The organism is Xanthomarina sp., from assembly GCF_035306605.1.
Taxonomy (GTDB): Bacteria; Bacteroidota; Bacteroidia; order Flavobacteriales; family Flavobacteriaceae; genus Xanthomarina.
Window position 1 is genome coordinate 1 of record NZ_DATGNR010000084.1, and the last position, 25,852, is coordinate 25,852.

General features: G+C 35.7%; 23 protein-coding genes and 1 pseudogene. 13 read left to right on the plus strand and 11 right to left on the minus strand.

Going from position 1 to position 25,852, the window contains the following annotated elements; genetic code table 11:
• Together VKY41_RS11225 and VKY41_RS11230 are read left to right on the plus strand one after the other, a co-directional pair.
• Positions 1-958: MFS transporter (locus VKY41_RS11225; protein WP_500814548.1), on the plus strand; the 958-nt coding region annotated here is incomplete at its 5' end.
• A gap of 148 nt (positions 959-1,106) precedes the next feature.
• Complete coding sequence (locus VKY41_RS11230) at positions 1,107-1,553, plus strand: DIP1984 family protein (protein ID WP_500814549.1); 447 nt, start codon at positions 1,107-1,109, stop codon at positions 1,551-1,553.
• A 231-nt stretch (positions 1,554-1,784) separates the two neighbouring features.
• Here VKY41_RS11230 and VKY41_RS11235 read toward each other — a convergent pair whose 3' ends face one another.
• The gene (locus VKY41_RS11235; protein ID WP_500814550.1) at positions 1,785-2,147 is read right to left on the minus strand and encodes a winged helix-turn-helix transcriptional regulator; all 363 of its coding nucleotides are present in this window, start codon (positions 2,145-2,147) and stop codon (positions 1,785-1,787) included.
• A gap of 230 nt (positions 2,148-2,377) precedes the next feature.
• On the opposite strand from VKY41_RS11235, the gene VKY41_RS11240 reads away from it, so the two are divergent.
• Positions 2,378-3,301 carry a DsbA family protein gene (locus VKY41_RS11240; RefSeq protein WP_500814551.1) on the plus strand — a complete coding sequence of 308 codons (924 nt, stop codon included), beginning with the start codon at positions 2,378-2,380 and terminating at the stop codon, positions 3,299-3,301.
• 210 nt (positions 3,302-3,511) lie between these two features.
• Here the strand turns inward: VKY41_RS11240 and VKY41_RS11245 are convergent, their stop codons facing one another.
• The 10 genes from VKY41_RS11245 to VKY41_RS11290 all read right to left on the minus strand — a co-directional run bounded on the left by VKY41_RS11245 (position 3,512) and on the right by VKY41_RS11290 (position 17,855).
• Positions 3,512-5,200 (minus strand): AMP-binding protein, encoded by a 1,689-nt coding sequence (locus tag VKY41_RS11245; RefSeq protein ID WP_500814552.1) that lies wholly within the window; start codon positions 5,198-5,200, stop codon positions 3,512-3,514.
• A gap of 208 nt (positions 5,201-5,408) precedes the next feature.
• Positions 5,409-6,926, minus strand: a complete 1,518-nt coding sequence (locus VKY41_RS11250) for an acyl-CoA dehydrogenase family protein (RefSeq protein ID WP_500814553.1) — start codon at positions 6,924-6,926, stop codon at positions 5,409-5,411.
• Positions 6,927-6,936: 10 nt separating this feature from the next.
• Positions 6,937-8,712, minus strand: coding sequence for an acyl-CoA dehydrogenase FadE (locus tag VKY41_RS11255; protein ID WP_500814554.1), 1,776 nt, complete (start codon positions 8,710-8,712; stop codon positions 6,937-6,939).
• Between the two features lie 4 nt (positions 8,713-8,716).
• Positions 8,717-9,526 (minus strand): SDR family oxidoreductase, encoded by an 810-nt coding sequence (locus VKY41_RS11260; RefSeq protein WP_500814555.1) that lies wholly within the window; start codon positions 9,524-9,526, stop codon positions 8,717-8,719.
• Between the two features lie 7 nt (positions 9,527-9,533).
• Complete coding sequence (locus VKY41_RS11265; RefSeq protein WP_500814556.1) at positions 9,534-10,394, minus strand: beta-keto acid cleavage family enzyme; 861 nt, start codon at positions 10,392-10,394, stop codon at positions 9,534-9,536.
• A 12-nt stretch (positions 10,395-10,406) separates the two neighbouring features.
• Positions 10,407-11,225: an enoyl-CoA hydratase-related protein gene (locus VKY41_RS11270; protein ID WP_500814557.1), complete on the minus strand. Its 819-nt coding sequence runs from the start codon at positions 11,223-11,225 to the stop codon at positions 10,407-10,409.
• A gap of 2 nt (positions 11,226-11,227) precedes the next feature.
• Positions 11,228-13,207, minus strand: coding sequence for an acetyl/propionyl/methylcrotonyl-CoA carboxylase subunit alpha (locus VKY41_RS11275; RefSeq protein WP_500814558.1), 1,980 nt, complete (start codon positions 13,205-13,207; stop codon positions 11,228-11,230).
• 15 nt (positions 13,208-13,222) lie between these two features.
• On the minus strand, positions 13,223-14,824 hold the full coding sequence (locus VKY41_RS11280) for an acyl-CoA carboxylase subunit beta (RefSeq protein WP_500814559.1): 1,602 nt from the start codon (positions 14,822-14,824) through the stop codon (positions 13,223-13,225).
• A 41-nt stretch (positions 14,825-14,865) separates the two neighbouring features.
• Positions 14,866-17,196 carry an acyl-CoA dehydrogenase family protein gene (locus VKY41_RS11285; RefSeq protein WP_500814560.1) on the minus strand — a complete coding sequence of 777 codons (2,331 nt, stop codon included), beginning with the start codon at positions 17,194-17,196 and terminating at the stop codon, positions 14,866-14,868.
• A gap of 2 nt (positions 17,197-17,198) precedes the next feature.
• Positions 17,199-17,855 carry a TetR/AcrR family transcriptional regulator gene (locus VKY41_RS11290; protein WP_500814561.1) on the minus strand — a complete coding sequence of 219 codons (657 nt, stop codon included), beginning with the start codon at positions 17,853-17,855 and terminating at the stop codon, positions 17,199-17,201.
• Positions 17,856-18,280: 425 nt separating this feature from the next.
• Here VKY41_RS11290 and VKY41_RS11295 point away from each other — a divergent pair, with 425 nt between their 5' ends.
• The 10 genes and pseudogenes from VKY41_RS11295 to VKY41_RS11340 form a co-directional block, all read left to right on the plus strand.
• Positions 18,281-19,894, plus strand: coding sequence for a hypothetical protein (locus VKY41_RS11295; protein ID WP_500814562.1), 1,614 nt, complete (start codon positions 18,281-18,283; stop codon positions 19,892-19,894).
• Between the two features lie 36 nt (positions 19,895-19,930).
• A complete protein-coding gene (locus tag VKY41_RS11300) occupies positions 19,931-20,524 on the plus strand; it encodes a hypothetical protein (RefSeq protein WP_500814563.1) in 594 nt (197 codons plus the stop codon).
• 238 nt (positions 20,525-20,762) lie between these two features.
• Positions 20,763-21,494 (plus strand): SOS response-associated peptidase, encoded by a 732-nt coding sequence (locus VKY41_RS11305; RefSeq protein WP_500814564.1) that lies wholly within the window; start codon positions 20,763-20,765, stop codon positions 21,492-21,494.
• A gap of 123 nt (positions 21,495-21,617) precedes the next feature.
• Positions 21,618-22,076, plus strand: coding sequence for a VOC family protein (locus VKY41_RS11310; protein ID WP_500814565.1), 459 nt, complete (start codon positions 21,618-21,620; stop codon positions 22,074-22,076).
• 195 nt (positions 22,077-22,271) lie between these two features.
• A complete protein-coding gene (locus VKY41_RS11315) occupies positions 22,272-23,117 on the plus strand; it encodes a hypothetical protein (RefSeq protein WP_500814566.1) in 846 nt (281 codons plus the stop codon).
• A gap of 166 nt (positions 23,118-23,283) precedes the next feature.
• Complete coding sequence (locus VKY41_RS11320; protein WP_500814567.1) at positions 23,284-23,523, plus strand: thioredoxin family protein; 240 nt, start codon at positions 23,284-23,286, stop codon at positions 23,521-23,523.
• Between the two features lie 17 nt (positions 23,524-23,540).
• Positions 23,541-23,804: a DUF2024 family protein gene (locus VKY41_RS11325; RefSeq protein ID WP_500814568.1), complete on the plus strand. Its 264-nt coding sequence runs from the start codon at positions 23,541-23,543 to the stop codon at positions 23,802-23,804.
• Between the two features lie 54 nt (positions 23,805-23,858).
• Positions 23,859-24,470: a MarR family winged helix-turn-helix transcriptional regulator gene (locus VKY41_RS11330; RefSeq protein ID WP_500814569.1), complete on the plus strand. Its 612-nt coding sequence runs from the start codon at positions 23,859-23,861 to the stop codon at positions 24,468-24,470.
• 323 nt (positions 24,471-24,793) lie between these two features.
• Positions 24,794-25,177 (plus strand): annotated as a pseudogene (locus VKY41_RS11335) (DUF1428 domain-containing protein).
• 341 nt (positions 25,178-25,518) lie between these two features.
• A partial coding sequence (locus VKY41_RS11340; protein WP_500814570.1) for an ankyrin repeat domain-containing protein occupies positions 25,519-25,852 on the plus strand: 334 nt, incomplete at its 3' end.

Here is a 25,852-nt window from a genome sequence, read left to right on the forward strand (position 1 = left end):
TATTTCCTTGACGATGCAGTTCAACAGGAAATATTTATTACTTCTCTTATTAGGTGGTTTTGCTATTTCCAATATTATCTCAGGACTCGTTTACGATTACACCATCATCATTATACTTAGAGTTATTGGTGGTATTTGTGCTGGTGTTATGTGGCCAATGATTGCTGCTTATGGAATGAGGCTGGTGGATGAAAAGCATCACGGTAAAGCAATTGCAGTAATTATGGCAGGAACAACTTTGGGGATTAGTGTGGGGATGCCGATAATGACAACCATTGGGAATGATTACGGATGGCGAACAGAATTTATTGGGCTTGGTGCATTTATCCTTGCTATTGCCGTAGTTAGCTTTTTTGCCTTGCCCTCAACCCCAGGAGAAAAACTAACTAAAAGCTCCTCGCCATTGGCATTACTAAAAATACCGGAAGTGTTAATAATACTGTTACTTACATTACTCGGTGTAATTGCTCACTATGGTGTTTACGTGTATATCACTAGTCTTGTAAATGAAATTCAGTTGGCAGGTGGTGTGGAAATGGCACTATTATTTTTTGGAATAGGATCGTTAATTTCAGTCTTGATAGCTATAAAATACACCGATAAATATTTAAGACTACTAACCATAGCCATGTTTGGGTTGATCATTATTTCCATGGTTATCTTCCTGATGTTTGGAGGCGCTACCGGAATTGGACATTTCGCCTTCTTTCTATGGGGAGTTTCCTTTGGACCATTAGTAACCTTATTGCAGGCAGCGGTGAGCAGACAGGTAGAAACCGCTAAAGATGTGGCCACATCGGTTCAATCTTCCGTTTTCAACCTATCAATTATGATAGCCTCATCTGCGGCAGGACTTCTATTGGGTATATACTCTCCTATGAGTTTGGTGTATCTTGCAATTGCACTGTCCATTCCTGGAATTATAATTTCAGTATTTGCTAAAAAGGCTTTAAATTAAACGGAAATGAGTGAAATTCCATAAGTAAATAAATATGAAATGTAGGTTTCAATACATTATAGACTGTATATTTGTATACCCTTATTTCAAAGATGATAAAATTTAAATCATTCAAAAAGAAAGTATAAATCCTTTAAATAAAATATAAATGAAACTTGCTGAAGGGCTTTTATTAAGAGCCGATCTTTTAAAAAAAATAGAACATCTTCAAAACAGAATTAGGCCTGTTTTAATTGTTTCAGACGATAAACTTCCTCAGGAAGATCCAGATAAATTACTTGCTCAATTAAGAAAAGCAATACAAGATTTAGAGTCATTGATTATTAGAATAAATAAAACCAATAATGAAACCATAATTGATGGGGAAGGCCCCCTTATGGAAGCCCTAGCTAAAAGAGACTCCTTAAAAATGCTTTCTGAAAAACTGCGAAATATTAGATATGCAGCTCAAATAAATAATAGCGGAGATTCTAATCTGAAAACCACGATAGATATTAAAAAGCTACAAACAGAAATGGACCAAACAGGAAGAGCGTTTAGAGAAATTGACAGCAAAATTCAAGAAATAAACTGGCTGACAGAATTAAAAGAATAAGCCGAAAGGCGGAATGATCGGGGCGAGTGCCAGCCCCTTTTTTTAAGTATAGTTTTCGGGGCAAATTGAAAACGCTACTTGACATAGCTACTTGGGTTGTAGCAAAATTGTACTGTTTAGGACCCATTACTGCTAACATATTACAGATGTACATTGTAAAATTTACTACCAGGTACTGACCGATCATTCTTTTTTATATCAAAGAAAACCCAAGGAAGAATTAGAACCGACTTACTTCGATCCGTGAATGGATTTTCTATAGGCTATACCCCATTTAGCCAATTCATTAATTAAAGGAGCAAGCGTAGCACCGTATGCTGTTATAGCATATGCAACCGTTATGGGTTTTGTGTTCATAACTGTTCGGCTGATTAAATGATTCATTTCTAAATCTTGGAGTTCCTTGGAGAGCATTTTAGTACCAATACCATCTACTTCTCTCAACAAATCCATAAATCCTAATTTATTACCCTCTATAAGCGTTCCTAAAATGTGGAACTTCCATTTTCCAGTCAATATGCTCATAGTATCACTAATTGCTTGCATTCTAACTTGACATACCGGGGTGTCATTTATTACGGCTTTCTTTTTCATGGTTTTCAATGTATATAAAATTGTATGTGGTAGTTCCCTTGAGGAAACCACTTCCCAAAAGGAAATGCATATCAAATATAAACTTTAATCACCTTATATTTGTGTAAATAGCAAATCTTCTATGATAATGAATTGAGAATATCATTATGACCAAGAAACTTTACCTAATAGCATTATTAATTCCTCTGCTAAGCATTGTGGCTTCACAGGGACAAACAAAAATAAATATTATGAATAACGAAACATCAAAAAATAATCCGCTTTTATGCGATATAGAAACTGGAATGTGTGAAACTTCTGAAGCAAACACAGATACCACATCACAAAACAACATACAATCAACTAAAAAATCAATCAGAGTCATTTATTATACAGATCCTATTTGTTCTTCTTGTTGGGGAATAGAACCTCAATTGCGCAAACTTAAATTAGAGTATGGAAATGCCATTGAAATTGAATATAGAATGGGAGGTTTATTACCTGATTGGAGTTACAATAATGGAGGTATAGGAAAACCATCAGACGTTGCTCATCATTGGGATGAGGTAAGCTTGCATTACGACATGCCTATCGATGGCGATTTATGGTTAGAAGACCCATTAGATTCATCATATCCACCTTCCATAGCTTATAAAGCTGCACAAATGCAGAGTGAAGAAAAAGCCAATTTGTTTATGCGTGAAATTCGTGAAATGGTTTTTTTACAAAAGAAAAATATAGCTAAATGGGAGCATTTAGAAACGGCAGCTAAAGTGGTAGGACTTCATACGAAACAACTGAAAACAGATTTTGATACGAAGGCGAAAGAATTATTTACAGAAGATTTAAAATTAGGAAGACAACTCGGAGTTAGAGGTTTCCCAACCATGTTCTTTTTAGACGAATCAGGTAATCAAGAAATGGTTTACGGAGCAAGACCTTATGCTTTTTACGAAATGGCCATTCTAAAGCTTAATCCAAATGCCACAAAAAGTGAATACAGTAAAACTTGGGAAAAACTATTCGCTATCTACCCAACACTAACTGCTAAAGAGTTTTCGGAACTATCTGGTACGCCAAGAATTGAAAGTGAAAACATCTTGAATGATTTGACTAATCAAGGAAAACTAGAGAAAATGACAACAAAAAACGGAGCCATTTGGATGTCTAAATAAAACATTACAAAAACATCTCCATTCGTGCTAAAAAACTTTAATTATAAATACAAATAGCACAAGGGAAAGCTATATAATCGAGTAACAAGACTCGTAATATCTTTAAAACACTAAGATTTGATACTGCTTATTAAAATCTTAGTGTTTTTCTTTTAAAGGTCTCAAGCAATCTTTTATAAATCCAATAACATAGGTTATGTTTAGGCAAAACTAGGCCTCCCACACAATTTTATTTTCATGATTAAACCAATCTAAATAATAATCCTTATAGGTATGGTTTATTTCGTTCCTTTTGATTTTTAAAGTAGGAGTAAGGAGGTGGTTTTCCTCAGACCAAACCTCTTTTGTAATTATAACAAGGGTAGTTACTTTTTCATAGTTAGGAAGGTCCTTATTTAAATTCACTAACAAATCTTCCAACGATGCTTCAATAATACCTTTTGGTTTACCTATAGCATCTTCAGAAAGCTGAATTAAAGCAATCGGATTAGGTAAACCTAAACCAACAACACAAACTTGCTCTATAAAATCGTTTTCTAAAATGGTTTCTTCTATAGGATTTGGTACTATGTATTTCCCTTTAGACGTTTTAAACGCGTCTGACTTTCTACCAGTAATTATTACAAATCCTTCCTCGGTTATATGACCAATATCACCACTATACATCCAGTCGTCTTTTAAAACCTCATTGGTTTTTTCAGGATCCTTATAATAGCCTGTCATCATATACGGTGTTTTAATTAAAACTTCACCTTCTTTTGGATCTATTTTAAGCTCTGCAAAAGGGACTACTTTACCTACTGAGTCGTAAGGCGAATTTAAATCGATGGAGTTAGTTATTGAACCACAAAGCTCTGTCATTCCATAAGCCTCAATCAAATGTATGCCTAACTTCTTGTAGAACTCTTTTAAGAAGGCCGGGGTAATCGCTGCACCAGTAGCCGCAACCTTTACATGATTTAATCCTAAACCTTTTAGTATTTTGTTTTTAATAAATGTCCTTAAAATGGGTACTTTTAAATAAAATTCTAGTTGTTTTTTAGGAACTTTTTCTAGAATACCTAAGTAGAACTTATTCCAAATTCTTGGAACAGAAAAGAATAGAGTAGGTTGAGTGCCTCGTAAATTTTTTACAAATGTGTCGATGTTTTCAACAAACGATATGGAACCTCCTACAGTGATTGCAGTAGTTTCCACACCAATGCGTTCTCCAGCATGATTTAAAGGTAAATAAGAAAAGAAACGTGAATTTTTTATATGAAATAGCCCAACCCAACTAGTCTGTTTTTCATGTTCCATAATTAACGCGGGCGATCGATGTATGTGCATGACGCCTTTTGGTAGTCCTGTGGTACCAGAGGTGAATAAAATGGTCCATAAATCATCCAAGTTTGGAATGTAATTTTCTTCTAATGGTTGACTTTCTTTAATAAGTTCGTCCCAATCTAATCCTATTGGAATTTCTGCATTTTCTGGATATTGTGGAAATTTAATAACTTTTAACCCTTCAGGAAGAACTTCTTCTTTGGTTCCCCATTCATCTAATTTACCAACAAAAAGACCTTTCAAATCACTTAAACCAATAACGGTTTTTAATTGATCTTTAGGCAAACTGGCATAATAGGGTACAGAAACAAAACCGCCCATGTGAATGGCTAAATCTGCTAACACCCAATGGTAACAGTTTTTAGAATAGATGCCTACATGATCACCTTTTTGTAGTCCTTGATGGTGTAAAGCTGTTGCCATTTTTCGGGCTTCTAGTCCCGCTTCTTTAAAAGTCAGTGTCGTCCATTTGTTTCCAAAGGGCTGTCTTAAAAAAACGGTGTCAGGTGTGTTTTCTTCCCAGAAATAGAAATATTCAATAATACTTTTTATAGAGGTGTTTTTCTCTTGCATATGCTTATAATTATTTATCGGACAACACTTTACTAAATAAAGAACTGCGAGTTAGGGCTTGTTTTTTAATATGGTATTAATGAAACCCATACTATTTAGTGGGGCTTTCTCGTAAAATGTTTTATTGAGGAAATCTAACTAATAAATAATACAGGTTTCATTGAATGCTTAACTTTTTTATCCTTAGTTAAAAAAGATAAGAAGCATCTTAGCCGAAAATGCTTTGTAACTTCATGGCTACAGACATATCGCCTTTAATTTTTACTTTTCCACCCATTACAGCAGCCATCGGATTTAATTCACCTTTAGTAAGTGCTAAAAAGTCTTCAAAGCTTGTTTCAATAACACACTCTGCTGCATCATTGCTGGTAGAAACTTGGTTGACATCTCCTTTGCCATCAATGTATAATTGCTCATCGCCAAAATCGAATTTAAGGGTGTGTCCGATTGGTTCTACTTTTGCTGTTTTAACTTTAATGACGTCTAAAATTGTTTCTAATTGCGTACTCATAGTGTTTTCTGTTTTTAAATTAGTATTCGATTTATTTTCGTTTTTATTTTCTGTGTTTTTATCATAGCTCACATCATCAATAATCATTTTGGCGATAATCTCTCGCATAATTTCTGAGGTCCCACCACCAATAGTTCCAATGCGGCTATCTCTAAACATTCTGGCAATTTTGAATTCTTCCATATAACCATAGCCGCCAAAAGATTGTAAACATTGGGTCATCGTTTTATCGGAAAGTTCTGTTGCTAATAATTTCGCCATAGAACTTTCTTTAACGGCATACTTTCCATCATTATGAAGGCGGGAGCAGTGCAATACAAAGTGTTTACAGGCTTCAATTTCTGATGCCAATTGCGCCATACGATGTCTTAAGACTTGGAACTTGTTAATTGGTCGATTAAAGGCAGTCCTTTCAGACATGTATTGCAAGGTGTACTCCAAAGCTGATTCGCTGGCAGCATAGCCCATAATAGCGCCAACCAAACGTTCTAGTTGTAGTCCTCCCATTAAATAATAGAAGCCTTGTCCTTCCTGTCCGATTAAGTTTTCTTTTGGAACTTTTACGTTATCAAAAGAGAGTTCGGCAGTATCAGAAGCATGCCATCCTAGTTTCTTTAATTTTGTTTTTTGAATGCCTGCAGCATCTAAATCGACCACCAAAAGACTAACGCCTCCAGGACCGGCACTGACATCTGTTTTTACAACACAAATGACGAAATCACCATAAACGGCATTGGTAATAAATGTTTTAGATCCGTTAAGAATATAGTGGTCGCCTTCTAAAGTGGCTGTGGTTTTAATATTCGCCACATCCGATCCAGCTGAAGGTTCGGTAATAGCAATCCCACTGATAGCTTCACCAGAAATTAACTTAGGAAGGTATTTTTCTTTTAATTGTTGCGACCCGTGTTTTAAAATATACGGCCCAGACATGTATTGCACAACTGCTTGGGTGATGGCAAAACCGCCGGAAAATACTTTAGCGATTTCTTCAACAAAAATAACGTCGTAAAAGAAATCTAAGTCGGAACCACCAAACTCCTCAGGAAAGCCTAATCCTAAAAAGCCTAAGTCGCCCATTTTTTTCCATACGTCTCTTGGAATTCGTTGCTCTTCTTCCCAAGTGTCTATGTTCGGAATGACCTCTTTTTTCATGAATGCTCTCAAGCTTTCTTGAAACATGAAATGTTCCTCGGTAAAATGATAATTGCTCATTTGTATAAGTTTATAATTTGTATTTATTTTCTTCGATAAAGTGTTTGGCAACCACTTTTCTTTTTTCTATAATATTTTCAGCAGGCATTTGAATCAGCTTTTTAATGGCTTTAAAACTCATTACCGCCATAGTTGGATCTGTACAGGCGTATATAACTTCTTGGGCAGCCTCATTTATGGTTTTAGCCGAATCGTACATAAAAATGCTGGTCATCGCTTCACGTAATTCTGTTTGATGAGCATGGTTTTTAATACTTCTTAATACCACACTTTCAAGAATATAAACTTGGGAAATGATATCGGAAAGTCTAGACAAAACCTCTTGTTCTTTTTCGATCTCCTGTTGAAATTTTTGCATGGCTTGACCACAGACTAACTGAGCAACCATTTTACAATTGTTTAAATAGGCTAAACTAAAGTCAGTAAAGGATAGAGTAGGGTCGGCAGGTGTTAGCTTTCCTGCTTGTAAGTCGCCAAAGGTTTTCATTACGGTTTCCATTAATGGAATGTTTCCTTTGTAGGCCAATTTTAAAATAGTTCCTGGAATTAATAGGCGATTAATCTCATTGGTGCCTTCGTAGATTCTGTTGCCTCGAATATTTCTATATAAAACAGAAATATCACTTTCACCGGAGTAACCCATACCACCGTGAATTTGAAGGGCTTCATCAACTACAAATTGCTCCACTTCAGAGCCAAAAACCTTAATAATGGCACATTCTGTGGCATATTCTTGAGCAACTTTTTGTTTGGATTGTAATTCGTTGGACGATTCTGATAAATAGACATCATACATCACATCCATATCTCCAGATAAGCGGTTCCAACCGGATTCTAAAGCGTAGATGGAAACAGCCATCTTGGCTATTTTCTCTTGGATAGCGCCAAATGAGGCGATAGTTTGATTAAACTGAACGCGTTGATTGGCATAAGTAACGCCAAGTCTAAAAGCTCTTTTTGAAATTCCAGATCCTGCGATACCAATAAACAGTCGACCAAGATTTAAGGCATTCATGGCAATTTTAAAGCCTTTGTTGCGTTCTCCCAAAAGATTTTCAACAGGAACTTTAACACCTTCAAAAAATACCTGTCGCGTAGAAGAACCATGGATTCCCATTTTGTTTTCTTCAGGACCTAATGTGACACCCCAAGCTTTTTCAACTATCAAACAGGATAAATTTTCATCTCCATCTATTTTGCAAAACACAGAGAATACATCGGCAAAACCTGCATTGGTAATCCACATTTTTTGCCCGTTAAGGATATAATGTTTTCCATCAGCCGATAGGGTTGCTTTCGTCTTACCTGAATTAGCATCCGAACCAGCTCCTGGTTCAGTTAAACAATAGGAGCATTTAATTTTTCCGGCAATAATACCACTTAAGTACTTTTCTTGTTGTTCTGGGGTGCCGTAAAAGAGTATGGTATTGATACCCAATCCTCGTTGAACGCCCATAGATTGTGAAAACGCAAAACTATCCGACATAACTTCGGAAGCCGCCATATCTGTTTTAATATTGCAACCCATACCACCAAATTTCTCAGGTACAGATAAACCCAAGAATCCTAGTTCACCTAACATTTCTAATTTTTCTGGTGCGATTTTGGTTCCTTCTTTGGTGTCAAAAACGTCTTTTAAAGGTTCAATCTCTCTATTTAGAAATTCTCTTACAGATGCTCTAATAAGTAGTTGGTCTTCGGTATAGTCTTCAGGTGTAAAAACACTATCGTATTCAGGCGTGTATATTAAAAATGCGCCACCATGTATCAGTTGTTTTGTACTCATCAGTTTATGGGTTTAAGAAGGATTTTAACACGTTTGGTAAGCCCATTTTATCATAGTTTAAGTGCTGCGCACCATCCACATATAATGAAATACCTGTGATATAGGATGCCAACGGACTCGCTAAAAACGCAACGGCATTAGAGATGTCTTTTACGTCGCCAAAACGCTTTAATGGAATGGCTTTTTTAGCTTCAGCAAACATGTCTTTAACAGATTGTGGATAGGTATCTAAACCGCTTGATTCTATGATGCCTGGAGCTACACAGTTGATTCTAATATTAAAATCGCTCCACTCTTGAGCTAAAGTTTTAGTGATGTTTTCTACACCAGCTCGGGCAGCTCCCGTATGAATCATTCCTGGGAAGCCACGATGCATGTCCACAACAATATTGACGATATTTCCTTGTTTTTGAGGAATGAAAAAAGCATTGGCCATGTCACGAATCATATAAAAGGTGCCGTTTAAATTGTTGTTGATGACAGCGTTCCAACCTTTATCATTTAAATACTCTGCAAGCACAGGAAATTGGCCTCCAGCATTATTTACTAATACATCCAGTCTGCCATGTTTTTCTTTAATCATGGCTGCTAATGCTTGAATCTCTTCAGTATTTCGAATATCACATGCTTGATAATTGACAGGTCCAAATTCAGAAAGTTTTTCAGCGGCTTCCTTTAGTGGAGCTTCTTTGCGTGAGCAAATAATAACTTTAGCTCCCAATTGAAGCATGTCCTTTGCGATTTGAAATCCGATGCCTGACCTTCCGCCAGTGACTAATACAACTTGATCTTTAAAGGTATTTGATTGAAACATAGTAGGTCTATTTTAAAGGAATATTTAGCATGGCTCTTGCTTCTTCGATACTAGCAATCTCTCTACCTACAGATTTTGCTAAGGTGGCGCCTGCTTCAACTAATTCGCCATTCGATTTAGCCATATCGCCGTTTGGTAAGTAAAAATTATCTTCTAAACCAACTCTAAAATTCCCGCCCATGGCTGCGGCAATAGCCGAGAGTTGCCATTGTTTTCTGCTAATCACAATCGATTGCCAAAAAGCACCTTCTGGCACTTGTTTAATTTGATGGATTAAGTTTTCTGGAGTGGCGTCAATGCCTCCCAAAACACCCATAACTAAACTGTAACAGGCGTTATCTGGCAACAATCCCATTTGTTTTAAAGGCTGTGCATTTCTGATATGACCCGTATCAAAACATTCCATTTCCGGACAAATATGGTTCTCGTTCATGGTTTCAACTACCTTAATCATGTCATCAAATGAATTTTCAAAAACACCATTCCAAATAAATTGCTTGGCGCTTTTAGAAAAAATGGCATAGTTCATACTTCCCATATTAAAAGCTGCCATATCTGGTTTAGTAGCTGGTAAATGCTTTAAACGATCTTCAATAGTAAGACCAATAGCGCCTGTAGAATAATTGATAATAACGTCTTTGGAGTGCTTTCTTACCTCGTCAGTAATTTCTTGAAAAACCTCTGTTCTCCATGAAGGCATCCCATTATCTTCTCGGGCATGAATATGAACAATAGCTGCACCGGCATCCACCGCACGTTTTGCTTCTAAACCTAATTCTTTAGGTGTATAAGGAATGTACGGACAGTGATTTCTGTTGGTAGCAGCACCTGTTAATGCAGCGGATAAAATGAGTTTTTTGTAAATCATAATTCTATATTTTTATTGGTCAGACCAATTTGGTTTTCTTTTTTCTTTAAAGGCTAACATGCCTTCTTGTGCGTCTTTAGACATAATGGTTTTTTGAAGCATTTGCATTAAGTACGCATGTTCAGACTTCGTTTTATTGATATAATCTGCTGCTTCTAATCCCAAGCGGATAGCCGTAGGGGAGTTCTCAAGAAGCTTATTAATAATAGAATTCACAGTGTCATCTATGGTTTCCTTGCTTGTCAAATGTGTAACTAAACCATATTCAAAGGCCTTATTAGCATCTATGGTGTCGCCATTAATACACCAATCAATAACTTTCCGTTTGGGCATGACGTCTAAAAGGGATGCCATAACTTGAAAAGGAAACAAACCACGTTTTACTTCTGGTAAGCCTATTTTCACATCCTCAGTACAAACCACATAGGTTGGTCCTGCAAGAAAAAAGAGTCCACCAGCAAAAACATCGCCTTCTATTTTGGATATCACCGGTTTATGTACTTGATTAAAAAGTTCTCCCAATAATATCTCCTGATCTGATTTTGGGATCGAAGATTCAAAATTGCCAACCATGCCCATAAAGGCTTTTAAATCGGCACCAGAACAAAACACATCTCCTAAAGCGTTAATCACAACAGCTCTTACAGCATTTGTTTGTTTTGCGAATTGCAGGGCAAAAGCAATTTCTTGAACCATGTGTGGGTGAATCGCATTTTTCTTTTCCGCTCTATCTAATGTGAGCGTCAAAACCTGGGCTTCAAATTTTAATTGAATGAAGGCATAGGTTTGCTCCAAGGCTTTATCGACAAGGTCTTTATTAAATAACTCCATAATTACTTACTGTTTATTTTTAGTAATAAATGATCTACTTCAACATTCTGACCTTCTTCCACAAAAACTTCTTCGATGGTTCCATCTTCTTCTGCTACCAGGGTACTTTCCATTTTCATAGAGGAAATCACGATTAAAGGATCATTTTCTTTCACCACATCACCAGGGGCAACAAGTAGCTTGATGATTTTTGAAGGCATAGGAGAGCTGTAACCACCTTTTTCTTTTTCTTTCTCCTTAATCGGGAAACGATCTAAACGCCTTACTTCCACATTTCCAATGGAAGGCGTATGAATAAAGGTGAGTTGGTCTTTCACACAAATAGTATAGGATTTTTGAAGTCCGTTGCTGCTTAAGCGAATGCTGTCTTCAGAACAACTAATGATTTCACAACGACGTTTTTCATCATGAATAAGCACTTCAAAATGAGCGTCTAAATAGCGATACTGAACGGTGATGTCTTCGTCATTGATAACAAGCGTTTCTTTTTGATGCTCGTAAAAGTTATTCCGCCATCCTGAAGGAATAGCTCTTAATTTGGTTCGTTGATGTTCTCTTTGTTGCCAATTGTATAAGGTAGCAACTATAGCTAATTCTTCTTTATCTTGCTGCTTCAAGCTTTTTATAGCCGATAAATCGAGTTTGTTTTCAATGAAGTGAGTATCATACTTTCCAGCAATAAAATCTTCATTATTTATGATGGTTTGTAAGAAGGCTAAATTTGTTTTTGTGCCTTGACAAATCGTGTTTTTTAGCACGTAATTCAATTTGTTCAGCGCTTCAGTTCTATTCCTGTCGTGCACAATAATTTTAGCAATCATCGGATCGTAATGCATCGAAATTTCGGAACCTGTTTGTATGGCAGATTCCACTCGTAATCCGTCTACTTCCGGATAGCTTAGTTTATGTACGGTTCCAGTAACTGGTGCAAAATTGTTATCTGCATCTTCGGCATACAATCGCACTTCAATAGCGTAACCCTTGCCTTTGATGTCTTCTTGCTTTACTTGCAATGGCATTCCTTTGGCAGATTCGATTTGCATTTTAACTAAGTCCAAATCGGTAATTTCTTCTGTAACCGGATGCTCTACTTGCAATCTGGTGTTGACTTCCAAGAAAAAGAAGTCGTTGGTGGACGCATCAAAAATAAATTCCACCGTTCCAGCATTGTCATAATTCAGGGCTTTAACCGCGGCAACAGCCACGTCGCCCATACGCTGCCTTAATTCTTGACTTAAAACAGGAGAGGGGCTTTCTTCAACCACTTTTTGATAACGTCTTTGTATGGTGCATTCTCGCTCTAAAACATGAATAACATGACCGTGTTGGTCACCAAATACCTGAAACTCGATATGCCTCCCAGAAGCGATATATTTTTCCACCATTAAATCGTCATTTCCAAAAGCATTCATAGCTTCTCTTTTTGAGGAAATAATGGCATGATCTAATTCTTCTTCTTTATGCACGATGCGCATCCCTTTTCCACCACCACCATAAGTGGCTTTTAACAAGAGTGGAAAACCAATTTTTAAAGCTTCATCTTTTAAAGTTTTGGTAGACTGATCTTTACCTTTATAGCCTGGAATGGTGGGCACGTTCGCTTGTTCCATAATAGCTTTCGCTTCGGCCTTAGACCCCATGGCTCGTATGGCTTCTACATTTGGACCAATAAAAATGAGATTCTCTTGGTTACAACGCTCTGCAAAATCTGGATTTTCTGATAAAAATCCGTAGCCAGGATGAATGGCATCTGCTTGAACTTGTTTTGCGGCTGCAATGATTTTATCTTGATTTAAATAGGAAGCTGCTGGTTCAGAATCACCAATATGAATGGCAAGATCTGCTTCTTGTACATAGGGAGCATTTTTATCGGCATCGGCATAAACAGCCACAGAAGTTATGCCCATTTGTTTACAGGTTCTAAAAATGCGCGACGCAATTTCTCCTCGGTTTGCAACTAAAATTGTATGGATTTGTTTCATGCTATTGAGTTCCTTTTAATGTCTCCAAACACCATAACTGTTGGTGCCTTTAATTTCTTGATTGTATAAAACAGCTAAACAAAAGCCGAGATAATTCCGAGTTTCTTTGGGGTCGATAATCCCATCATCCCAAAGTTCAGACGTAGAATGCCATGCCGAGGATTTTGATTCGGCTTCGGCAACCAACATGGCTTTAATCATATTGGTTTGCTCAGGATTATCAGGAAGTCCTTTGGCTTCATTGGATGCTTTTTGAATAATTTCCATCACACCCGCCAATTGTTCTGAGCCCATCACACCAATCTTAGAATTGGGATAAGCAAACAGAAAATTAGGCTCAAAAGACCGTCCGTTCATACCATAATTACCAGCGCCGAAGGAACTTCCAATCATTAAAGTGATAGAAGGAACTTTAGAGTTGGAAACGGCATTGATTAATTTGGCGCCGTTTTTTATAATACCGCCTCGTTCATATTCTTTACCAACCATATAACCGGTTGTATTCTGTAAGAAGAGTAGGGGAATGTTCTTATGATTGGACAACTGAATAAACTGCGCGCCTTTGTTGGCGGATTCAGAAAAAATAACACCATTGTTTCCAATGATACCAACGGGATAGCCATTTATTTTAGACCACCCACAAACCATGGTACTGCCATATTCTGCTTTAAATTCAGCGAATTCAGATCCATCCGTAATCCGCATAATGAGTTCTCGAACATCAAAAGGGGTTTTGATATCGGCAGGAACCACACTTAATATTTCTTCTGAAGGATATAAAGGAGTTTTAATATCGTCTGAAGGAATAAAATGCGGTGTTGTTTCTGGCACAAATTCCATAATTTCTCTAGCAATGCGAATGGCATCCAACTCATCTTCTGCCAAATAATCTGAAACCCCAGATACTCTACTATGCATTTCTGCTCCTCCTAATTCTTCATCGGTAGCAATTTCATTGGTTGCCATTTTTACTAAGGGCGGTCCCGCTAAAAACACTTTGGCTGCTTGTTTTTGAAATATGGAATAATCAGACATTCCAGGTATATAAGCACCACCAGCAGTAGCATTACCAAAAACAACAGCAATGGTGGTAATACCTAATTCAGAGCGTCGCGTAATTTCTCTAAAACCTTCGCCACCATAATTAAATATTTTGGCTTGGTCAGGTAAATTGGCTCCGCCACTTTCTACTAAATTAATGGTTGGTAATTTGCATTCTCGTGTAATATCACCAATTCTTAATCCTTTAAAAACAGTGGCATAATCTACAGAACCTCCTTTACGAGTGCCCACATTGGAGTTGATCATGCAAAACTTGCCGTGAACTAAACCGATTCCTGAAACACTTGTTCCTCCAGCACCAAAGCCGTTTTTGTTGTTCATGCCGGCTAATGGTAGCAATTCTAAAAAAGGACTGTCTCTATCCAAAAGCAATTCAATGCGTTCTCTGGCTAGTAGTTTTTCTCTTTTTCGGGCTCTAGTGATGTGTTTTTCATCCCCTTGATAACGGCCTTCTTGATATTTTTTATTCAATTGGTCAACTAAGTCCACCATCTTCTGATAGTTTTCTTTGCTGGCCGCAGAGTTGATATTAACTTTTGATATTAAAACACCCATCTTAAAATTGTATTTGTATTAAAGTTGTATGCATCCTTGTTTTATGCTGATGTTGAAGCATATTTTTTCTCATCAACGATCATTTTTGAAATAATTTCACAAAGGATTTCTGAGGTGCCACCACCAATTTGGTTTAATCGCGCATCGCGCCACATACGTGCTAGTGGATAGTCTTCCATAAAGCCATTCCCGCCAAACATTTGCAAGCATTCAAAAGTGACTCTATCCAGCATTTGCGTACAGACCAATTTGGCCATAGAGGCTTCCTTTACTAGATATTCTCCTTTACTATGACGGTCGTATATGCTGTACAAAAACTGTTTGTTACAGGCTATTTCTGCGGACATTTGTGCGATGCGATGTCTCAACACCTGAAACTCCTTGATTTTCTTGCCAAAAACAGCTCTCTGATTCATATAATCTAAAGTCAGTTCGATGGCGTATTCTGCACCAGATACAGATCCTGCTGCTATGGATAAGCGTTCAGAAACAAAATGCTGCATGATGTAAAAAAAGCCGTGGTTTTCTTCTCCCAACAAGTTTTCTACAGGAACTTTCACGTTGTCTAAACCTATTTCTCCGGTATCTGAAGCTCTCCAACCTAGTTTATTTAACTTGGAAGCACTCACTCCTTTTCGGTCGCGTTCTATCAACATCATACTAATGCCATAATATCCTGCCTCAGGATTGGTTTTAACAGCAGCAACAATATAATCGCTATTCACGCCATTGGTGATAAATGTCTTTGCTCCGTTAATAATATAATAATCGCCGTCTTTTACAGCAGTTGTTCTAATCGATTTGACGTCTGAACCGGTATCTGGTTCGGTGACTGCTAAACAGCCAATAAGTTTACCTTCATTACCAGCCGTTAAATATTTTAGTTTTTGTGCTTCACTTCCTGAGCCGTTCACATGGACCATGGCTAAGAAGAAATGCGCGCCCATAGCGGCTGCAAACCCACCAGAGTTGATTCGTGATAGTTCTTCGTGTAAAACGACTTCGTACCAAATATCTAAATCGGAACCGCCATATTTCTCTGGGAATCGAAGTCCGAAATACCCCATGGCTCCAAATTTCTCGTAGACCTCACGTGGGACTTCACCATCTTTTTCCCATTGATCTAGATTTGGAATAACTTCTCGCTTTAAAAAATCCTTTACTGACGCTCTAAATAAGTCGTGTTCTTCATTGAAAGGGGATGGGTATGTTTTTTTGGTATTTGTGTAGTCTTTTTTATCAATAACAACCTTAGCAATAAGGTCTTTCATCATTTCTGAAGAACCTGCGCTAATGGTTCCAGCGCGCGTATCTCGATACATTCTAGCCAGAGGATGATCGTCCATAAAGCCACTACCGCCAAAAATCTGCAAACATTGTGTAGCTACTTTTTCGTGTAATTCTGTCGCAATTAATTTAGCGGATGCAATCAGCTTTACATCAGAAATACCTTCATGATACAAGTTGGCACAGTGATAACTGAAGGCTTTTAAGGCTTGTACTTCAGAGGTTAATTGGGCTATTTTATGACGTAAAACTTGAACTTTATTTAAGTTTTTTCCAAAAGTTTTTCTCTTCGCCATATAACGTAACGATTCGTCTAGGGCATATTCCATACTCGCAATAGCACTTGGCACCAAACATAAACGCTCTAGTTGTAAGCCGTTCATTAGGTATTCAAAGCCTTTGCCTGCTTCACCAATTAGGTTTTCTTTAGGCACTTTTACGTTGTCAAAAGTCAAGCTGGCGGTATCAGAAGATTGCCATCCTAGTTTTTTTAATTCAGTTTTTTGAATGCCCTCAGCATCTAAATCAATCACCAACAAACTAATACCTTTAGATCCAGCTTCTAAATCTGTTTTTACCGCGGTTACAGCAAAACTCCCTTGAATACCATTAGTAACAAATGTTTTGGTTCCGTTTACAATATAATGGTCATCCTTGGGGTCTGCAGTCGTTTGAATATTTGCGATATCTGAACCCGCTTCTGGCTCTGTAATAGCAATACAGCTTACTTTTTCACCAGAAATAATGCCTGGTAAATAACCGGCTTTCAATCGGTCTGAACCATAGTTTAATAGATAGGGGCCGGACATATATTGTACCACTTGCTGTGTGATAACTAAGCCGCCAGAATTCATTTTACCTAGTTCTTCATTAAAAATCACCTCGTAGAAAAAAACTAATGCTTGACCTCCGTATTTTTTAGGATAAGACAAACCTAGAAATCCTTGGTCCCCCATGCTTTTCCAAAGGGAAAGTGGAATTCTACCAGCTTCTTCCCATTCAGAAATGTAAGGTTGCACGTTTTTGCTAAGAAAATCACTTAAGCGCTGTCTGAATTCTTTATGTTCTTTTGAAAAATCTGTCATGATTAAAACGAAATGTGTTTATCGATGTTGATATCAAATGCTTCTCCCAAATTGTCTAAATAATCTGCGCCAAAAAAGGCTGTCATGGAGGTCTTTCCTTTATCGGTGAAGTGGGGTAGAAGTATAGACCAAATAAGGGCTTCACCATCTTCTCTACTTTGTTCGCCTCTTATTATTTGTTGAGCCGACCAGAAAAAAGCTATCATCCAAACTAAAAGAGCAATGTTGTGGTAAGCACCTTTAAAAGGCTCAGGTTTCATGTTGCCGATAGAAATAGCAAAGGCAATGGCTTTTTTATTATCAAGTATAGTTTGTTTGGTCATTTCACGAAACTGTTTAATAACCATAGGGTGTTTCATAACCTGGGAGTCCAAAAAGATAAACGCGTACTCTTTTTGAAAACGATAATATAATTGGACCTCATTATGAAGATTCTCAAATGAAGGTAAAGCTCTAGATTTGTCCCTTTCTGTGGCAATTTTCTTCCACATCGAGTCTGTAATGGCTTTTAGAAGATCGTCTTTGGTCTTATAATGATAGGTAAGATTCCCTCTAGTCATCTCTAAATGACCTGCAATTTCATTTAAGGAAACGGCCGTAAAACCGTGTTGATTAAAGTATTTTACGGACGATTCTATTATTTTTTCTTTAGTGTTCATTGGTTCTAACTAATATCACAACTCAATATTAGTCAAAATAAACTAATTATTAGTCATTAGTGACTAATAATTTTCAAAGAATTGGTATTTGTAAAGTATAGGCTCTCTAAAACAAGGGAAAAGGAGTGAGGTAAAAAATAATTGGACCTTATGGTTTTCCGTAAAGAATCTAATAAAAATCAGTTTATATTAGCTATAAAGTTTTATATAATTAAGGAATCGCTGATTGGTTTAGGTAATACACACTGTGTAATTGATTATTTTTTTATAGCTTACTAACGGAAAGGCTATTTATTTACTAATTTACTCTCTAAATTAATAAAACAAGGATTTAAACAATCATCCAAAGCAAATCATAAAAAGCATGTTAGCGGTAATTCAAAAAAATCGTCGTTAATAATAAAATTAATTTTAAAGAATTTATAATGACAAAAACTATTACCCAAAAACTGACTGACGAATTGAATATTCACAAACCACTTAGAACCTATTTCGACAGAGGCTCACACCAATTCAACCAAACAAATATTGATGAAAAAATCCAAACGCTCGCCAAAATCATTTTTAATGGATACGATTTAAATGAAGTTGTAAAACAATACAAACAAAATTACAGTTCGGACAATTACATACACGTTTACAAAAATGCGATTCCAACCTTACAAGGGTTTATTTCCTATTTACATAATGGAAACTCATTCGACCTAACTACTTACAGAGCTTTGGAAAACGCATCTGGTAAGGACGTGATAAAGTTACTGACCGAAACCATCAAGGAAAAAGTTCTTAAAAATCAAACAATCGAAAACCTGATACTAAGCTATGTCGATTATAAATTCAACAACAAACCAGAAGAATATAAAAAACTTTCGGTTTTTTTTAATATAGATTTTGAGAAAGACAACGACAAGGAGCTGTATGAAAGAAGCAAAAAAGAAAACATAGAAACCATACAATGGAACTACGTTCCATTAAATCACTACCTAAAAAGAATTCTTTTTGCAAATATAATTGATAATAGAATCTCTGATTTAGACCCGCGTTTTGAAATGCCTATGACTAAAAGTCAAATCCATTTCATCAACAAACATTATCCAAAATCAATTCATGAAAAACTTAAAAACAACAGCGAATTTCGCAAATCAAAAATCTTAGGTTTCGCAAAAGATCTTGTTGAAGTCTTGTACCTAAACAAACCAATGTTTGATTTCAACATATTTTATATCCGTAACAACTTTAAAGTCGAGGAATTCAGAGAAGAAATTTTGAAAAAAAACCAAGCCGCAATACTGGTAGATCAAGATTTTGAAAAAGAAGATTGGAATTTAATCTTACAAGGAAAAAAGCGGAAAAACAAAAAAACAGAATTTATTGGTCGTTGGCTAAACCTCGACAAGTCGTTAATAGAAAAAGATGCCCTCTTAGTTTCTACTTATCTAGGAAACAGTACAATTAAAATAGGTCTATTACCAAAAGGCTCGACGTATTTCTCGCATCCTAAAAACAGCGACTTTAAAGTATTTCAGCTTGAAAACGTAAAGGAAATTGATAGAAATGAAAACCAAATTTTTAGTTCCTTAATTCCATCACAGACCACTTTAAGCCCCATATATCAAAGATCAAGCTTTATCATATCAAAATACATTGGTGAAAAATTACCGACAATTATCGAAAATCTTTCACCTAATTCAATTGAATTAATGTGTATGGAATGGTTACGTTCAGATTTCGCACCAAAGGAACTTCAACTAAAATATCAACTTTTAAAAATCGGAGGTAACTTCCAGAATATAGATATTTATGGAATATCAAAAAGCAACCAGGAAATAGCTGCACAAGTTACAATGTCTAATAATATCAAAACCATTACCAATAAAATAAAAAAACTAAAGGAAACGAATATAGCCATTCAAGTAATGTTCTGTGCAACTGAAAACGAGCATGAATTTGAAATTCCAACTTTTTCAATCCAAAACGTATTTGATGACCTTTATGAAAGTGATTACAAAATGTTTCTTGACAAATTAATCGGACAATAACAACACTAGGGAAAGAACTTCTACTAAAAAGAAATAATGAAAAAAGTCTTAACTATTTTATTAATAAGTATATCGTTTATTGGGTACACACAACAAGACAATGGAGCCATAAAAACCAAAAACGGCCTTTTAATATACTTCAATTTAGGTCAAAACAGTCACACTTTAAACCTAAAGGGTGATATTGACGTAAGCAAATACCCATTTATAAAACAAGACTCTATATGGTTTCAATTTGCAACCAATAACAAGTCTCAATTTGAAAAAAAACCAAAATCAATCTTGGAAAACTATATGATGTGGGAATTCGATTATTTTCAAAAACAATATGATCAAAAATTAATGCTGAAAAATGAATCAATTGAAATAAACAGCTTAACAGGAAATTTTTGGTATTTTCAAAACCCAGTGTTATCAGATGATAGAATTTCCTCTCCTGTAAAAGCTACCTATTTTCTTGATATCACTAAAAACGAATTGATATTTCGGTTTTCCTACGCATCCATATCTGGAGATAATTTAGAAGCAAAATCTATACTTACTTCATTAGCCAAAAGCTTAAAGTTTTATGACAGGGAAATCGATCTTAAACAACTTCAATTAAATATTATTAATGATACCGATTATTAAAAGTAAATCAAAAAAATATCAAATAGTGTATGTCAAATAATATAGTTTTTTAGTTCCATTATTAACGTCAATTTCGTAAGTTTTCCTGTAAATCAAAACTCTTCCCTAAATATCATATTCCCTTTTATAAACAAACCTAAATTGCTAGGTCATAACATCATAATCACTAAAAGTTTATACCACAAAATCATGACAATAAAAGCAGATTACCTACCTTTATATGTCTAAAAATGTTCCCATGTGTTTCCATACCTCACAAATCAAAAAAGTATCAAAACTAGAAAAGCATTACAAAGTAACTTTAACTAACCCCAAACTTAGGGAAACCTTCAATATACCAAGATATCACTTAAACGGATTTGCACACCCTAAAATGCTGATCATACCACAAGAAGAGCCTTCGGTAATAACACCAGGAATTTGGGGAATCATACCAAACAACAAAAAAGTAGCTCAGATAAGCAATTACTACAAGGAAGCAGTAAGATATGGTGGCGGACTAAACGCACAATCTGAAAAACTATTCAATCACTTCATCTACAAGCACGCAGTATTTTCAAAACGATGCCTCATACCTGTAACAGGCTTTTTCGAACCGCACGAATACAAAAGCAAAAAATATCCCTTCCATATCAAAAGGAAAGACAATGAAGTCTTATCCCTAGCCGGAATCTACACCAGTATCGAAGAGGTACTAACCTTTACAATCCTTACCAAACCAGCTTCTCCTTTATTCGCTAAAATACACAATAAAAAAAACCGACAACCCATCCTACTTAGCCAGGCCACAGAACAAAACTGGCTGGAAGACAACCTAACAGAAAACCAAATCAAAGAACTTCTAAATAGTCCATATCCAGAAGAAGAATTAAGCACCTACACAGTAAGCCGAGACCTATTTAGCCCAAAAGTAAACAGCAACACCCCAACCATTACAGAAGAGATAAAATACGAAGGGGTTGCTATTTAAATCTCATAACAAACCTACCTAAACATAAAGCCGCTCTTTACAAAAACACATGTATGTTACACATAACCAATAACTTATAATGTTTTTTTGTAACTTACAGAGATAAACCAAAAATCAAGTGTTATGAAAAACGTACTCATACTACTCTTTTTAATTTTTAATACGTTTTATTCGAAGGCTCAGCCTTTTCAACTTGAACATGACCACGCAACAATTCAAGTTGAAAACATAGAAATCAGTGCGGAATTTTATAAAACCATATTAAATCTAAAGGAACTCGATACACCTTGGCCTGAATATAAGTTCATACGATTCTTTGAAACAGGGAAAAACCAACAACTTCACATAGCACAAGCACAGGTTGATAAGTTTGGTAGTATAAAAGTAAACAAGGTGCTGCATCTAGCTTTTTCAGTAAAGGACTTTGATGGATATGTAGAATATTTAAAGAAAAATGGAATTAACTATTCAAATTTCGCCGGAGAAAACAACAAAATCCAAACGAGACCAGACGGAGTAAGACAATTTTATTTTCAAGATCCAGACGGATATTGGATAGAGATTAATGATACAAATGAGTAACCTAGTTCCTCAAAAACCGAAATCTCGGAAATATAAGATTAAAATTACCGAAGTTACTGGCTTTAGGAGGTCCTATCCCTGAATTCTAACCTGAACCAACCTAGCGCAGAAAACCTGCTAAACAAGTCATACACCGGCACTTAGCAAACAATAAAAATCAACAATCATACGTTAAAGCTTGAAATTCAATAAATTATGAAAACAAATCAAAAATTTCCTCGCTACTTTCTGTTTTTAGGACTATTTGCTTTCATGATTTCTTGTTCATCCGATGATGATGTGGCTACAAATACAACAACTCAAAATCAAATTCAAAACACAGTACAATCTGGAACATGGATAATTTCTAACTTCATAGATTCTGGTAATGACGAAACAGGTCACTTCTTATGTTATTCCTTTGTGTTTAATTCTAACGGAACTTTATTGGCTTCAAGTCAAACCAATACCTACAACGGTACATGGAGTGTTACAAATAGTCATGATGATAGTTCAAACGACCTAGATTTTAATATCAATTTCAACCTTACGAACGAGTTCGAAGACCTAAACGATGATTGGGACATTATAAGTTATAACTCCAATTCCTTAGCACTTGTAGATCTTAGTGGTGGAAATGGAGGAACGGATTACTTAACGTTTATAAAAGGGATTCCAAGCAGTAATTGTAGCTCCTCAACACAAACCACCATACAAAACCACCTGGCTTCAGGTACTTGGAAAATAACAGAGTTTATAGATTCGGGAATGGATGAAACAAATCAGTTTACAGCGTATAATTTCACCTTTAATAGTACTGGTGTATTAAATGCAAACAATGGTACCAATAGTTACAACGGCACCTGGAGTATTACAGATAGTAACAGTAATGATGATAGTCAGGACGATTTAGACTTTAATATTTATTTTAATCTAACCAACAATTTTGAAGATCTAAATGACAATTGGGATTTTGTTACCCATTCTTCAACAAAAATAGAATTAATAGATAGTAGTGGAGGAAATGGGGAAACGGATTATCTAACATTTGAGAAAAACTAAACAACACGAAATAATCCACCGTTTCGCAAATACAAACACACACAGGTCTTAATAGTTAACATAAAAACAACTCTATTACATTGAATTAAAGTGAATTACATTTTTTGTTGTTAGGATTCCTTACTATATTTGTAATGCAATAATGCACGAATTAAAATGTAAAACCATGAGCAAATCAATTTTTTACCACGCAGGATGTCCAGTCTGTTTAAGTGCAGAACACGACATTATAAATCTAGTCGGAGCCGAAAATGTTGAGGTAGTCAATATTGGCGAAAATAGAAATAGAATTCAAGAAGCCGAGAAAGCAGGAGTAACCTCTGTTCCAGCTTTGGTAACGCCTAACGGAAACACCTTACACATAAATTTTGGTGCTTCAATGGCTGATGTCAAAGGTTCAAACTAAAACAAAATCAATTTGATATGAAAATATCTGTTTGGGACACCTATGTAAAAAGGGAAGATGGAAACATCATGCATTTTGATATCCTAGTACCAAGCCATATAACCGAAAAGGAAGTTATTTTTAATTTTGGAACACAATATCTAAAAACCAAACCTTTTAAAACACAAAAATTAACTGCTAAAGAATGTCAATATTGCCACATAGAGAAAGCAACTGAGCCAATAATTTCTGATATTGAAAAAAATGGATACGCAATTATTGAAATGGAACACTGTAATTAATTTATTAAAGAAAACAATCTTTGCCTGTCGAACAAAATTCGACAGGCCTTTTTTATGAAAAAAAGCACACTTAACACGGAACATCAAGAAAATAACACGTCTAGCAAAATTGTTGCTGGTTTAGGACGAATTTCTGAAGTATTTAAAACCCTATTATGGGAAAAAGCTAAATTAGTAGGTTTAAGTCCCATACAAATTCAAATTCTTAATTTCATTGCTATTCATAAACAAAACTTATGCAATGTAAGTCATCTTGCTAAGGAATTCAATGTAACTAAACCAACGATTAGTGATGCTATTAAGGTATTAGACCAAAAAGGCATGTTTGTAAAAGATATGTCATTATCCGACAGTCGAAGATATTCTATAAGGCTATCAGATTTAGGAAAAGAAATAGTTTCAAAAACCTATGATTTCTCTGTGCCATTAAAACAACAAGTGGAAGGCTTTAATCAATCGGAGTTAAATAGTTTATTCAGTACCTTAAGCCAACTAATTTACAAACTAAATCGTCACGGAATTTTAACTGTTCAAAGAACCTGCTTCGGATGTAAGTTTTATAAAGGAAACTTCGATACGGCCTATTGCAACTTATTGCAAAAAGACTTATTAACTCATGAAATCCAACTAGACTGCCCTGAGTTTGAAGAAAAAGCTAGTGCCTAAAAAACAACACTAAAAATACAAGTTTAAAAAGGCCGAATGAAAGGAATAGGGGAGGGAAACTATGCTATATACCATGTAAATTTTCAAGTATATTTGAAAAAAGGATAGACCGTTTTGGGCCCGATTTAATAAAATGATGATCAAAGAAATGAGGAATCCCAATCAACTTTATGTTATTGCATCCCTAGGCAACGATTTTCCTTATAAAATTGTGGAACTAGGAGGGGGATCGATTAATAATATAAAAGACAGTGGCATAAAAATATAGGAGTCTATGCCAGCCCTAAACGAAAAGAAGAATAGATATACTTAAACTAAATAAAATGAAAAACTATATAGACGGCTTCGTACTACCAATTCCCCATAGGTATTTGGATGAATACAAAATGGCTGCTGAACAAGTAGCTGATATTTGGAAAGAGCATGGTGCCATAGCTTACTTTGAATTTGTTGGCGACGATTTAGCCTTAGAAGGAACGAGATCTTTTATAGAAGCCGTAAAAGCATAAGTTGACGAGGTCATTGTATTTGGTTGGGTGGTGTTTCCTTCTAAAGAAATACGCGACCTTGCTAACAAAAAAGTGCCTACAGATCCAAGAATGACAGAATTAGTTGGACCATTAACAGATGCTAAAAAAATAATATTTGATGCCAATAGAATGGTTTATGGGGGATTTCGACCGCTAGTACAATCAAAAAATGAATAGTTTCGAAACTAAGGTGATGAAAAATAAAAACGACCAACCTGTCCGGTTCAACAGCAATAAATCAAACTTAGTACTTACTCTAAATATTTATTTACTTATATTTAAATACACTTAAAACCTTATACATGAAGCATTTAAGCCTAATAGTATGTTTGTTTTTTACAATAACTACCTTTTCACAAACAGATTCACAACAAAAAAGCCCCTCCAAAAACAACTAGATTCCTTAAAAACAGAACTGTAGAGAAAGAGTTTTCTTAAAACTTTTATACACCCGTTTCATTATTGGTTAATTAAGAATTCTAAACGATATTTACAACAATATCAAATAACTTAGCACCATGTCAACTATCAAAACCATAAATATGGTTATTTACTTAGCGCTCTTCAGCCTATCAAACCTGTGTGCACAAAAAACAACACCTACAAATAATACTTTAGAAATGGAATTCATTAATGCCGCTAAAAACAACGACACCGAGAAACTTCAAAAACTTATAAAACAAGGGGTTGCTATTGATGCTAGAGACACCTATAAAAGAACAGCTTTAATGGTGGCCACTTATGAAAATCATATCAAGGCATCCAAACTGCTTATTGAAGCCGGTGCTGATGTCAATGCGCAAGATAACCGGTTAGAAAGCCCATTCCTTCATGCCGGTGCTCGAGGATACT

Excerpts from the sequence above, each read along its gene's own strand:
- VKY41_RS11275 (WP_500814558.1), bottom strand. The coding sequence starts at position 13,207 with ATGAAACAAATCCATACAATTTTAGTTGCAAACCGAGGAGAAATTGCG.
- VKY41_RS11265 (WP_500814556.1), bottom strand. The coding sequence starts at position 10,394 with ATGATTTACAAAAAACTCATTTTATCCGCTGCATTAACAGGTGCTGCT.
- VKY41_RS11315 (WP_500814566.1), top strand. The coding sequence starts at position 22,272 with ATGAAAACAAATCAAAAATTTCCTCGCTACTTTCTGTTTTTAGGACTA.
- VKY41_RS11295 (WP_500814562.1), top strand. The coding sequence starts at position 18,281 with ATGACAAAAACTATTACCCAAAAACTGACTGACGAATTGAATATTCAC.
- VKY41_RS11280 (WP_500814559.1), bottom strand. The coding sequence starts at position 14,824 with ATGGGTGTTTTAATATCAAAAGTTAATATCAACTCTGCGGCCAGCAAA.
- VKY41_RS11250 (WP_500814553.1), bottom strand. The coding sequence starts at position 6,926 with ATGAGCAATTATCATTTTACCGAGGAACATTTCATGTTTCAAGAAAGC.
- VKY41_RS11255 (WP_500814554.1), bottom strand. The coding sequence starts at position 8,712 with ATGAGTACAAAACAACTGATACATGGTGGCGCATTTTTAATATACACG.
- VKY41_RS11300 (WP_500814563.1), top strand. The coding sequence starts at position 19,931 with ATGAAAAAAGTCTTAACTATTTTATTAATAAGTATATCGTTTATTGGG.
- VKY41_RS11235 (WP_500814550.1), bottom strand. The coding sequence starts at position 2,147 with ATGAAAAAGAAAGCCGTAATAAATGACACCCCGGTATGTCAAGTTAGA.
- VKY41_RS11230 (WP_500814549.1), top strand. The coding sequence starts at position 1,107 with ATGAAACTTGCTGAAGGGCTTTTATTAAGAGCCGATCTTTTAAAAAAA.
- VKY41_RS11245 (WP_500814552.1), bottom strand. The coding sequence starts at position 5,200 with ATGCAAGAGAAAAACACCTCTATAAAAAGTATTATTGAATATTTCTAT.
- VKY41_RS11270 (WP_500814557.1), bottom strand. The coding sequence starts at position 11,225 with ATGGAGTTATTTAATAAAGACCTTGTCGATAAAGCCTTGGAGCAAACC.
- VKY41_RS11285 (WP_500814560.1), bottom strand. The coding sequence starts at position 17,196 with ATGACAGATTTTTCAAAAGAACATAAAGAATTCAGACAGCGCTTAAGT.
- VKY41_RS11310 (WP_500814565.1), top strand. The coding sequence starts at position 21,618 with ATGAAAAACGTACTCATACTACTCTTTTTAATTTTTAATACGTTTTAT.
- VKY41_RS11325 (WP_500814568.1), top strand. The coding sequence starts at position 23,541 with ATGAAAATATCTGTTTGGGACACCTATGTAAAAAGGGAAGATGGAAAC.
- VKY41_RS11240 (WP_500814551.1), top strand. The coding sequence starts at position 2,378 with ATGAATAACGAAACATCAAAAAATAATCCGCTTTTATGCGATATAGAA.
- VKY41_RS11305 (WP_500814564.1), top strand. The coding sequence starts at position 20,763 with ATGTGTTTCCATACCTCACAAATCAAAAAAGTATCAAAACTAGAAAAG.
- VKY41_RS11320 (WP_500814567.1), top strand. The coding sequence starts at position 23,284 with ATGAGCAAATCAATTTTTTACCACGCAGGATGTCCAGTCTGTTTAAGT.
- VKY41_RS11260 (WP_500814555.1), bottom strand. The coding sequence starts at position 9,526 with ATGTTTCAATCAAATACCTTTAAAGATCAAGTTGTATTAGTCACTGGC.
- VKY41_RS11290 (WP_500814561.1), bottom strand. The coding sequence starts at position 17,855 with ATGAACACTAAAGAAAAAATAATAGAATCGTCCGTAAAATACTTTAAT.
- VKY41_RS11330 (WP_500814569.1), top strand. The coding sequence starts at position 23,859 with ATGAAAAAAAGCACACTTAACACGGAACATCAAGAAAATAACACGTCT.